The following is a 10,065-nucleotide window of genomic DNA, read 5'->3' as shown; positions in this document are numbered from 1 at the left end:
GAGACTTATCTTAATACAATCCTAATTATTAAAGCATAAAGTTTAACATTCTGTTCATAATAAACCTTAAACCGCTGAGTCTTAATCAGAATAATTTTAAACTTATGTTTGGTTTCTGAGGTTTAGAGTATGAGCGTTGGAGAGTATCAGGCGTTGAAGCACCCGTTTAAGGCTTTGTGTTTATTATATTATATGAATTTATCGAAGGGCTGAGTCCGACGCTGTTATATATCGCCCCTTCAGGGCTCGGAAAAAATCAGGTTTGCGGTCCTGGTAAACGCAACAGCTGAGGATAAGGAACGAATATTTTGAAATAAAAGGATTTTCAGTATTACCACGTCAACCATCCTAGCCCGGATAGTAGCGGATACCCCACAGCAAGCTTCGGAAAGCTCAGGACCAAGCAAGAGAAGTAAAGGCGCGAGGAGTAGCAGCGGATAGCCGGATCAAGCTCCTGAAAATGAGAGTTGGTGAGTCTGAGAGTGAAAAGAGGTGGAGAGTGAGGGTATATAAGTTTATTGAAACATGAATGTATTTTGTTATACAATACTATTATATATAAGTACCATATTATTTATGATATTTATGTCGATCATTATTAAAAATGTTGTACCGCTTCCTTTCTTCAAAATATATTATTAAATTTGGATATGAGTTTTGGAAAAGATTTATTAAGGAAAATCAAAATAACAGAATTGCCTGGAGAGAATGCACACGGAGTCTTCTCGCCACCCTACCGCCCGGTTTTCACCTATGAAGAAGTTTTAACGAAAAACCCCAGGTTTGCTGCCGTAAATATCATTTTGTATCTTAAAAATGATGAATGGCATTTTCCCCTGATTCAAAGAACCGTAAATGAGCACGACAGGCACAGCGGACAAATTTCCTTACCTGGCGGTAAACGTGAGGAAATGGACAGGGATTTTGCCGAGACCGCTATTCGTGAAACATCAGAGGAAATAGGCATCGAAAAACATTATGTACGGATCATCCGCGAAATGTCACCCATCTATATTCCGCCAAGTAATTTTTATGTGTATCCTTATATATCATACACGAAGAAAAATCCTGAATTTATCTTACAGCAGAGCGAGGCAGTGGAAGTCATAGAATTTCCGATTACCTGCTTTCTGGGTCTTCCTGATGAACCGGAAATCATGGCTCTTCCTACAGCAGGAGGAAGTGAAGTGCCCGTGATTAATTTCAACGGGTATATCATCTGGGGCGCAACAGCGATGATATTAAGCGAATTCAGCCAGTTGCTGAAAAAAATGTAACTTTGCACCACTGTGTATAATTGAAAGATGGCGAAGAAAAATATTTTCACCGATGCGTTCGGAACTCCTTATTTTTTAAAAAGGTTAATTATTTTCATATTGGGAATCATATCGTACAGAAGATTCAACGGATTTAATAAGCTTAAAATTACGGGTACCGAAAATCTTGTGGATCTACCGGATTCTAATGTTTTGTTTGTGTCTAACCATCAGACGTATTTTGCGGATGTTGCAGCCATGTACCATGCATTCTGCTCTGTAAACAACGGTTACCTAAATACCATAAAAAATCCGATTTATCTTCTGAATCCTAAAATTGACTTCTATTATGTCGCTGCTGAAGAAACCATGAATAAAGGGATTCTTCCGAAAATATTTAAAATCGCCGGTGCGGTAACAGTAAAAAGAACCTGGAGGGCTGAAGGAAAGAATGTAAACCGAATGGTTGACATGAGCGAAGTGGATAATATTATGAAAGCCCTTGATAACGGTTGGGTTGCCACTTTTCCTCAGGGAACGACTTCTGCTTTCGCACAAGGAAGAAGAGGAACGGCAAAGCTGGTAAAAAATCAGCGCCCGATTGTTATTCCTATCAAAATAAACGGTTTCCGCAGGGCTTTTGATAAAAAAGGACTTCGTGTAAAGGTAACAGGCGTAAAACCTACCATGGAATTTAAGCCGCCATTGGATATTGATTACGACAAAGAAAACGCCCATGAAATTTTACATAAAATCATGACCGCCATTGAGCAGACAGAAGATTTCAATTTGCTGCACAATTATGATGAAGAATTAAAAGCTAAAAAATCTGAACAAAAAGATTCATAACATTAAAGTAAGAACATTATGAAAAGGATATTGGGAATCTTATTCGCAATCTTGGTATTGGTTTCATGCAACAGTCAGAAAATGTATTCGGATTTCGACATCAGCTATTCCAAAAGCGGAGGCTTTTCGCCGATTTACGAAAATCTTCTGATTAAAGGAAATAATGCCTTCTATTCTTTTGAAGGGCAGGGTAAAAAAATAAAACAGAATTTTAAAATTTCCAACGAAGATTTATACAGGCTGGAAAAAACGCTTTCACAAAACAATTTCAGACGAATAGAAGAAGACCATAAAAAGATTTATGATTTTATATCAACTTCTATTAATATAAAAAAAGGTCCTAATTCCGGCAGCAAGACAGACGCCAGTGCAATAATGCCGAATTATACAACCAACTGGACAAACATCACCCGTGTTTTCCAGGAGATTATTAATGCTAATGTTAAAAAACAGTAACAAATTTTGAAGACTCATTTCATCGCTATCGGCGGAAGTGCCATGCACAATCTTGCTATTGCATTAAAGGATAAAGGATATCAGGTTACAGGTTCTGATGACGCTATTTTTGAACCTTCCCGTACAAGACTTGAAAAAAGAGGCATTCTGCCCGAAGAATTAGGCTGGTTTCCTGAAAAAATAACGTCTGACCTGGATGCAGTTATTCTCGGCATGCATGCTCATCAGGATAATCCTGAACTTGCAAAAGCCAAAGAATTGGGGTTAAAAATATATTCTTATCCCGAATTTCTTTATGAGCAGTCAAAAAACAAAACAAGAGTTGTAATCGCAGGCTCTCACGGAAAAACAACCATCACCTCGATGATTCTTCATGTTCTGAATTTCCATCAGAAAGATGTAGATTATATGGTAGGAGCTCAGCTGGAAGGATTCGATTGTATGGTGAAATTAACCCGTGAAAATGATTTCATGGTACTTGAAGGCGACGAATACCTCTCCTCACCCATCGATCTGCGTTCTAAGTTTCTTCTCTATCAGCCGAATATTGCCTTAATGAGCGGAATTGCCTGGGATCATATCAATGTATTCAAAACTTTTGATGATTATGTAGATCAGTTCCGGAAATTTGTGGCAAGCATTACACCGGGTGGAATTCTTGTATATAACGAAGAGGATCCTGAAGTGGTAAAAGTGGTGGAAAATGCAGAAAATTATTTCAGAAAAATCCCTTACAAAACACCTGAATACGAAATCAGCAATGGAAAAGTTCATCTGAAAACAGAAATGGGAGATGTTCCGCTTTCTGTTTTCGGAGCACATAATTTATTAAACCTTGAGGGAGCAAGACATATCTGCCATACATTGGGCATTATGGATGAAGATTTTTATGAGGCGATTATGAGTTTCAAAGGGGCTTCAAAACGTCTTGAGAAAGTAGAAAGGGAAGATCAAGGAATATTGTACAAAGATTTTGCTCACGCGCCAAGCAAAGTAAAAGCGGCGGTAAAAGCATTCTGCGAGCAATTTAAAAATGAAAAAAAATACGGTTTTCTGGAGCTTCATACCTATTCGAGTTTGAATCCTGTTTTCCTGGAACAGTACGATCATGCAATGGATGGTCTTGAGGAAGCTGTCGTTTTCTATTCTGAAGATGCTTTGAAAATCAAAAGAATGGAACCTATTTCCCCGGATCTGATCAAAGAAAAATTCAAAAATCAAAACCTGAGAGTTTTCACCAATGCTGAAGAACTTCACGCATATTGGGAAACCCTGGATAAGACCCATGGTGTATATCTGATGATGAGTTCCGGAAATTTCGGGGGTCTTGATCTTACAAAATAAATATATTGAATATAAAATAAGAACTCCTTTCAGACCGAAAGGAGTTCTTATTTTAATTGATTCTTTTATAGAAACGTCTTAGTACATCTTTGGTACCGTCGCCGTCAAAATCCTGGGTCCGGTCTTCAACCACCATACCGGTTTCATTAAGCTGCGTCACGAAATACGGATAATTTTCCTCATTTTCAAACCAGAATTTACCATTTCCTTTATCGAACGTATACTTCTTTGTTCCAGCATCCGTTTTTATACAGGTATTATTGTTCTGAGCATAAATAATCGAAAGAAGATGATCATAAGTAAACTCATAAGTACTTTTTTTCTCACAATCTGTGGAGAAAGAAGTTTGGATCTGCTGATTTAAAGACCTGTATATTTCAGCTTTTTCAATATACCATTCTCCGATAATTGAAGCTTTATTGCCGGGTTCCTGATCTTCATCATTCCCATTGCAGGAAATGAATGATAACAGCAGGACAAACGATAAAATTATTCTTTTCATGATTATACTTTAAGTCAGCAAAAATACAATGAATTTAAGCTTATTTAATGCGATCCGGTGAAATTCTCAGCCTTATTCATCGTTTCTGAACTTAACGATTAGTGCCACTGTTATTTAATATTTTTGCAATAGCAATTGCATCTGAAACAGTATCAAGACTATAAATCTGCATAACCCCCTGGTTACCGGCAGCCTGTGCCAATATATTCTGCTGATTCTGAGCGTTAACTGCATTTTGAAACATTAGTCCGGTAGAATGCGCAGCTGTCTGATAAACATTTCCCAGTGCCATCGCAGGAGATTCTCCCACAACTTTTACATTTGCCTGTGTCACAGAATCTGTAATTTGTTCGTTTACTTTTGTATCCATAATTTTAGTTTTTAGTGTATTGTAAAGTTAAATGATATTTTTAACAAAAAAAAGAAGCAATAAACATTTATTACTTCTTTATATTAATTGATATATTGCTTAAATATCTGCAACTGCATTCAGCATTTTTTCCTCCCAATCCGGATCTTTCGGATCAAAGAATAGTCTTTTTCCGGTATCTAAAGTACGGACAGTATTCATTTCATCTTCTGTTAATTCAAAATCAAAAACATTAAAATTTTCTTCGATTCTTGAAGGCGTAACCGATTTCGGAATTACACAGAACCCTTCCTGAAGATGCCATCTCAAAATAACCTGTGCTACGGTTTTTCTATATTTTTCACCAATAGCTTTCAACTTGTCGTTTTCGAGCAATCCTGCGTTTCCGTTCCCAAGTGGGCTCCAAGGCTGCGTAATAATATTATTCTGCTTATTATAGGCCTGAAGTTCCTTCTGCTGGAAAATCGGGTGCAGCTCAATCTGATTGATTACCGGAAGGATTTTGGCATTCGCTTTTAATTCTTCTAATTTCTCCACTGTAAAATTGCACACACCTATAGCTTTGATCTTTCCTTCATCATACAATTCTTCCATTGCTTTCCATGCTCCCAGGAAATCTGCGTACGGCCAGTGGATCAAATACATATCAAGATAATCCAATTGCAGCCTGTCCAAAGTTCTCTGGAAAGCGCTTTTAGTCTTCTCATACGAAGTATCCTGAACCCATAGTTTCGACGTAATAAATAGCTTCTCACGATCTACTCCACTGTTTTTAATAGCATCTCCAACAGCCGTTTCATTTTGATAAATAGCAGCAGTATCAATCATTCTGTATCCTGTTTGGATGGCTTTGATAACTGCATTTTCACACTCTTTCAGATCTTCCATCTGCCATACTCCGAAACCTAAAGCCGGAATATCCACTCCGTTATTTAAGGTAATTACAGGCTGCCCTGCATATGTTTTCTTTTCCATAATTGTTAATTATCTATTTATGATTTATTATATACTAATTTTCCTTTTCCATCACTTTTCTGAACAATCCTTTAATATGAGCAATCTCATTCTGATAATTTGTCTTCTTACGACAGCCGAAATACAGTGTGTTTTTCAGCGGTTTTTTCCCTTCCCAGATTAACTGTATCTCGCCATCTTCAATTTCCTTTTTACAGAGGAAATCCGGAACTACGGCTAATCCGGATCCGCCTTTCAGGCAGCGTACAATAGAATTAAGATTCGGGACGATGTAATTGGGACGGAAATTCGGCTTGTGACCAAAATTAAGAATCCAGAACTGAAAAAGATGCTCCATATCTCCGGCCGTTCCATACCATTTCTCATTTTTCAGCCATTCTTCCGCATGTTCTGTGCCCTCATTATTTAAAATATATTCAAACTCCCGAATGTCAACATCCTTTCCACCAACAAGAATGATCTGTTCTGAGGAAAATGCTTCGTGTTCGATATTCGGAGAAACACCTTTTTTCGGAGTAATAATCAAATCTAAAATTCCTTTGTCCAACTGATCGAGCATTTCCCGGTATTCCCCGAAACTGATGATAAGATTGAACGGCAAACTGGAAACATACTGCTCCAAAGTAGTCTGGAAAGTCTCAAAACACATGCCGACACTAATGGTAGGCGTAAGCTTTTCTGTAGATTTCTGAAAGTTTTTTTCTACTTCCTCAAGTTTCGACAACGGTTCAGCAACAGCATTAAATAATACTTTTCCTCTTTCCGTAGGAATCATTCTCCTTCCGGTCCTGTCAAAGAGTTTATAGCCCACATATGCTTCCAACGAACTGAGATGCAGACTTACTCCGGGTTGAGAAATAAATAAAGTATCCGCAGCTTCCGTGAGTGTTCCTGTTTTATAGATTGCTTTAAAAGTTCTGTACCATTCTAAATTAACCATAGGTATTACTTTTATGATGCAAAGTTATTCAAATAATTACCATTATGATATTTCAATAATCAATGAACATGATAAATCGTGTCTATACCTAACTTAAAACACTCATTTTCAATTATTTATTTTAATTATTATTTAAATGATATTTAGCTATAATTTTTATTATTTTATTTATAGTAAAACTCATAATACCTTTGTACCGTAAAATTTAACAATCATAAGACAATGAAAAAAGTACTAATTATTAACGGAGGACAGAATTTCGGACATTCCGGAGGAAAATATAATCAGACCATTGCAGAAAATACCCTGGAAGTACTGAAAAATTTTGATAATGTGGAAGTTAAGATTACAAATATCAGTAAAGGTTACGACAAAAATGAAGAAGTTGAGAAATTTGTATGGGCAGACTACATTATTTACCATACCCCGATCTGGTGGTTTCAGCTTCCGAATGGATTTAAAAAATATATTGATGAAGTTTTCACAGCAGGACACGCCAAAGGAATTTATATGAATGACGGAAGAACTTCTGAAAATCCGAAAATCAATTACGGAACCGGAGGAATGCTGGGTGGAAGAAAATACATGGTAACCACAAGCTGGAACGCCCCTGAAACAGCTTTTACCCTTCCTGGAGAATTTTTCAACGAAACAAGTGTAGATAACGGGCCGTTATTTGGTTTCCATAGAATGAATGCTTTCGTATCATTAGAAAAAATGGAAAGCTTCCATTTCCATGATGTAGAGAAAAATGCAGATGTGGCGCGCGATATGAAACTTTACAGGGAACATCTTACCTCAGTTTTTAATAAAGAATTAAAACCACAGTTAGCATAATGAAAATATATTTAACCGCTATTATTAAAGCAAAAGAAGAATACAGAGCAGAAGTTCTGGAAGTTCTTCAGAATATGGTGAAAGAAACAGTGCAAGAAGAAGCCAACGAGCTTTACACACTTCATCAGAGCATCGAGAACAAAAACCATTTTATCTTCTATGAAGTCTGGAAAAGCGCAGAAGGCCTGGAAAAGCATAATCAGCAACCTTATATTAAGGCATTTGGAAATTTAGTTGATGAAAAGCTTCTGGAAAAGCCGCAGATCTATAAGTCACAAATTCTTTAGTTAAAGAATAGTATGGCAATGTGATATTATTCTGTTTGGTGTAAAAGTTTCATGGTATTATTAAATTATCTGATTATGAATACACTTAAAAATTTAATTCTTTTAGTAACAATCATAACAATGAACACCATTTTTGCGCAACAAAAAGATCCGTGCAGATATATTAAAACACCGTCCGGTTACCTGATGGTACTCAGACAGGGCGACGATGTACTTGCTCATATTGAGAACCTCGCAAAAGCCGAAAATACTCCCTCGGCCAGCTTTACGGGTATCGGATTTGCTGCTGAAGTTACTTTCGGGTTCTATGATTTCGAAGCCAAAAAATTTAACCCTAAAACATTTAAAAAAGTAGAAATGGGAAGCCTGACCGGTTCTATCGCATGGAATGAAAAAGGTCCGTCTATTCATCTACATGGAATTGCTACTGACGAGAAATTCAATGCATTTGGAGGACACATTCTGTCGCTTCATGTAGGAACAGGATCAATGGAAATTTACATCACTGTTAATGATAAAAAACTGGAACGAAAAGTCGAGCAGCCTTTGAATGCCAATGTCCTGCAGCTTAACTGTCCATAATTAAAAAGAGCTTTCCTTCATTGAAAAGCTCTTTTTTTATTAAATAAGGATTATTTCCCGATCGGCATATGGGTTGAAATTGCAATTCTGTTCCACATATTAATTACAATAGCCGCCATGATGATATCGGCAAGCTGACTTTCGTCAAAAATAGTTTTTGCTTTTTGATAGGTTTCTTCCGAAAGCCCTTTCTTATTGATCAGCGTAACTTCTTCCGTAATCTGTAAAATGATCTGCTCTTCTTCTGTGAATAATTCTTTTGCATCCCTCCATGCATTCAGCAGGAAAATCCTTTGTGGTGTTTCACCATACTTTATGGCATCTTTGGTGTGCATATTCAGGCAAAATGCACAGCCATTAATCTGTGAAGCTCTGATTTTGATTAATTCTTTCTGAATAGGTGTTAAAAAACTGTTCTGAAGAGATTCTTCCATTCCTATTCCTGCTTTGTAAGCAGCCGGGTGAACTGTTGTCCAGTTGAATCTTGTGCTCATAATATTTTGTTTTAAATTTCTGAGACAAAGTTCCGATTTAGAAATGCTAAAAATCTTAAACCAGTTTAAGAACGTAATTTGGCTCTGATTTCACTTAAATATTCCGGAGTGAAGCCAAGAAAAGAAGCAATTAAGTACTGTGGAATTCTCTGTATAAACCACGGATACTGGGTACTGAAATGCACATACAACTCTTCCCTGGAAAATTCATAAAGATACCGTATCCTCCTTTCTGCCGCGGCATAAGCCCTTTGATAAATCATCCTGAAATAACGTTCCATCACCGGATGTTTTATCAACAGCGCTTCCTGGGATTGGAAATCGATCTTCAGGATTACTGATTTTTCAACTGCCTGAATACTGAAATCGGATTTTATCTGTCTCTCGTATGCAAAGGTATCAGTGATCCACCAGTTTTCTATGGCAAATTCTGTCGTTTGTTCAATTCCTTTTTCGTTAATAAAAAACTTTCTCAAACAGCCTTTAACAACAAAAAACATAGACCGGCAGATTTCTCCTTCAGACATCAGATCCTGCTTTTTCTTTACCTCTAAAACCTGAAAGTAAGAAATCACGGAAGAAAATTCTTCATCATCAATCCCGATAAATTTATCCAGATGTTGTTTAAAAGTTTCCATTCTTTAAATTATATAATCAAACTTAACTTTATTTTTTTAGTTTTACAATCACAAACACGTTATCATGGAAATTGTAGCCAAAATCTTAATTGCAGCGGTAGCTCTTGAACATCTTTATATTCTCTGGATGGAAATGTTCGCCTGGGAAACCAAAGGTAAAGAAGTGTTCAAATCCGCCTTACCTCCGGAAATGTTTAAACCTACCAAAGGACTAGCAGCCAATCAGGGACTGTACAATGGTTTTCTTGCAGCAGGATTACTCTGGACTTTCCTTATCAAAGATCCCGAATGGCAGACTAATATTGCTCTATTTTTCCTGGGATGTGTTGCGATAGCCGGAATTTACGGAGCTGTTTCAGCCACCAAAAAAATCTTTTTTGTTCAGGCATTACCGGCGATTCTGGCGATTGTTGCTGTACTTTTAAAATAAACTTTTATTGTAGATTAATATTTTTAGGAGCTTTTTCCAGTTTTCCGCACTCGCTATTTTTTTGTTTGGGGGGGGGGGGGGGGGGGGGGGGGGGGGGGGGGGGGG

14 protein-coding genes are annotated in these 10,065 nt (G+C 37.1%); 8 read left to right on the top strand and 6 right to left on the bottom strand.

What is annotated here, in order from left to right; genetic code table 11:
- Positions 1–650 precede the first annotated feature (650 nt).
- Genes U9K52_RS20965 through U9K52_RS20950 form a run of 4 tightly spaced genes read left to right on the top strand, consistent with a single transcriptional unit; the run spans position 651 to position 3,905 of the window.
- Entirely contained in the window at positions 651–1,277 is a 627-nt protein-coding gene (locus U9K52_RS20965) for an NUDIX hydrolase (RefSeq protein WP_248394504.1), read from the top strand.
- 27 nt (positions 1,278–1,304) lie between these two features.
- The gene (locus U9K52_RS20960; RefSeq protein ID WP_248394505.1) at positions 1,305–2,105 is read left to right on the top strand and encodes a lysophospholipid acyltransferase family protein; all 801 of its coding nucleotides are present in this window, start codon (positions 1,305–1,307) and stop codon (positions 2,103–2,105) included.
- Between the two features lie 18 nt (positions 2,106–2,123).
- On the top strand, positions 2,124–2,561 hold the full coding sequence (locus U9K52_RS20955) for a hypothetical protein (protein ID WP_322927990.1): 438 nt from the start codon (positions 2,124–2,126) through the stop codon (positions 2,559–2,561).
- A 6-nt stretch (positions 2,562–2,567) separates the two neighbouring features.
- Positions 2,568–3,905: a UDP-N-acetylmuramate--L-alanine ligase gene (locus U9K52_RS20950; RefSeq protein ID WP_322927989.1), complete on the top strand. Its 1,338-nt coding sequence runs from the start codon at positions 2,568–2,570 to the stop codon at positions 3,903–3,905.
- A 52-nt stretch (positions 3,906–3,957) separates the two neighbouring features.
- On the opposite strand, the gene U9K52_RS20945 is transcribed toward U9K52_RS20950, so the two are convergent.
- The 4 genes from U9K52_RS20945 to U9K52_RS20930 form a co-directional block, all read right to left on the bottom strand.
- A complete protein-coding gene (locus tag U9K52_RS20945; protein WP_263602482.1) occupies positions 3,958–4,407 on the bottom strand; it encodes a lipocalin family protein in 450 nt (149 codons plus the stop codon).
- A gap of 91 nt (positions 4,408–4,498) precedes the next feature.
- Positions 4,499–4,777 carry a RebB family R body protein gene (locus tag U9K52_RS20940; RefSeq protein WP_263602481.1) on the bottom strand — a complete coding sequence of 93 codons (279 nt, stop codon included), beginning with the start codon at positions 4,775–4,777 and terminating at the stop codon, positions 4,499–4,501.
- A 99-nt stretch (positions 4,778–4,876) separates the two neighbouring features.
- Positions 4,877–5,752 carry an aldo/keto reductase gene (locus tag U9K52_RS20935; RefSeq protein WP_322927988.1) on the bottom strand — a complete coding sequence of 292 codons (876 nt, stop codon included), beginning with the start codon at positions 5,750–5,752 and terminating at the stop codon, positions 4,877–4,879.
- 34 nt (positions 5,753–5,786) lie between these two features.
- Complete coding sequence (locus U9K52_RS20930; protein ID WP_248394514.1) at positions 5,787–6,692, bottom strand: LysR family transcriptional regulator; 906 nt, start codon at positions 6,690–6,692, stop codon at positions 5,787–5,789.
- 222 nt (positions 6,693–6,914) lie between these two features.
- Between U9K52_RS20930 and U9K52_RS20925 the strand changes: the two genes are divergently transcribed.
- The 3 genes from U9K52_RS20925 (at position 6,915) to U9K52_RS20915 (ending at position 8,398) form a co-directional block, all read left to right on the top strand.
- Positions 6,915–7,529 carry an NAD(P)H-dependent oxidoreductase gene (locus U9K52_RS20925; protein WP_248394517.1) on the top strand — a complete coding sequence of 205 codons (615 nt, stop codon included), beginning with the start codon at positions 6,915–6,917 and terminating at the stop codon, positions 7,527–7,529.
- Positions 7,529–7,816 (top strand): putative quinol monooxygenase, encoded by a 288-nt coding sequence (locus tag U9K52_RS20920; RefSeq protein ID WP_322927987.1) that lies wholly within the window; start codon positions 7,529–7,531, stop codon positions 7,814–7,816. The genes U9K52_RS20925 and U9K52_RS20920 overlap by 1 nt, the downstream gene beginning before the upstream one ends.
- Before the next feature lie 75 nt (positions 7,817–7,891).
- Positions 7,892–8,398 (top strand): PPC domain-containing DNA-binding protein, encoded by a 507-nt coding sequence (locus U9K52_RS20915; protein WP_322927986.1) that lies wholly within the window; start codon positions 7,892–7,894, stop codon positions 8,396–8,398.
- 50 nt (positions 8,399–8,448) lie between these two features.
- On the opposite strand, the gene U9K52_RS20910 is transcribed toward U9K52_RS20915, so the two are convergent.
- Together U9K52_RS20910 and U9K52_RS20905 are read right to left on the bottom strand one after the other, a co-directional pair.
- Positions 8,449–8,892 (bottom strand): carboxymuconolactone decarboxylase family protein, encoded by a 444-nt coding sequence (locus tag U9K52_RS20910; RefSeq protein WP_322927985.1) that lies wholly within the window; start codon positions 8,890–8,892, stop codon positions 8,449–8,451.
- Positions 8,893–8,957: 65 nt separating this feature from the next.
- Positions 8,958–9,530, bottom strand: a complete 573-nt coding sequence (locus tag U9K52_RS20905; RefSeq protein WP_322927984.1) for a Crp/Fnr family transcriptional regulator — start codon at positions 9,528–9,530, stop codon at positions 8,958–8,960.
- A gap of 64 nt (positions 9,531–9,594) precedes the next feature.
- On the opposite strand from U9K52_RS20905, the gene U9K52_RS20900 reads away from it, so the two are divergent.
- Complete coding sequence (locus tag U9K52_RS20900; RefSeq protein ID WP_248394524.1) at positions 9,595–9,960, top strand: DUF1304 domain-containing protein; 366 nt, start codon at positions 9,595–9,597, stop codon at positions 9,958–9,960.
- The last annotated feature ends 105 nt before the right edge of the window (positions 9,961–10,065 follow it).

The organism is Chryseobacterium sp. MHB01, from assembly GCF_034651565.1.
Taxonomy (GTDB): Bacteria; Bacteroidota; Bacteroidia; order Flavobacteriales; family Weeksellaceae; genus Chryseobacterium; species Chryseobacterium nepalense.
The sequence above is the reverse complement of the archived record's forward strand: the minus strand, read 5'-3'. Positions and strand labels throughout refer to the sequence as shown.

Coding starts and splice junctions, on each gene's coding strand:
- U9K52_RS20910 (WP_322927985.1), bottom strand. CDS start 8,892: ATGAGCACAAGATTCAACTGGACAACAGTTCACCCGGCTGCTTACAAA.
- U9K52_RS20915 (WP_322927986.1), top strand. CDS start 7,892: ATGAATACACTTAAAAATTTAATTCTTTTAGTAACAATCATAACAATG.
- U9K52_RS20955 (WP_322927990.1), top strand. CDS start 2,124: ATGAAAAGGATATTGGGAATCTTATTCGCAATCTTGGTATTGGTTTCA.
- U9K52_RS20960 (WP_248394505.1), top strand. CDS start 1,305: ATGGCGAAGAAAAATATTTTCACCGATGCGTTCGGAACTCCTTATTTT.
- U9K52_RS20930 (WP_248394514.1), bottom strand. CDS start 6,692: ATGGTTAATTTAGAATGGTACAGAACTTTTAAAGCAATCTATAAAACA.
- U9K52_RS20945 (WP_263602482.1), bottom strand. CDS start 4,407: ATGAAAAGAATAATTTTATCGTTTGTCCTGCTGTTATCATTCATTTCC.
- U9K52_RS20925 (WP_248394517.1), top strand. CDS start 6,915: ATGAAAAAAGTACTAATTATTAACGGAGGACAGAATTTCGGACATTCC.
- U9K52_RS20905 (WP_322927984.1), bottom strand. CDS start 9,530: ATGGAAACTTTTAAACAACATCTGGATAAATTTATCGGGATTGATGAT.
- U9K52_RS20965 (WP_248394504.1), top strand. CDS start 651: ATGAGTTTTGGAAAAGATTTATTAAGGAAAATCAAAATAACAGAATTG.
- U9K52_RS20935 (WP_322927988.1), bottom strand. CDS start 5,752: ATGGAAAAGAAAACATATGCAGGGCAGCCTGTAATTACCTTAAATAAC.
- U9K52_RS20920 (WP_322927987.1), top strand. CDS start 7,529: ATGAAAATATATTTAACCGCTATTATTAAAGCAAAAGAAGAATACAGA.
- U9K52_RS20900 (WP_248394524.1), top strand. CDS start 9,595: ATGGAAATTGTAGCCAAAATCTTAATTGCAGCGGTAGCTCTTGAACAT.
- U9K52_RS20940 (WP_263602481.1), bottom strand. CDS start 4,777: ATGGATACAAAAGTAAACGAACAAATTACAGATTCTGTGACACAGGCA.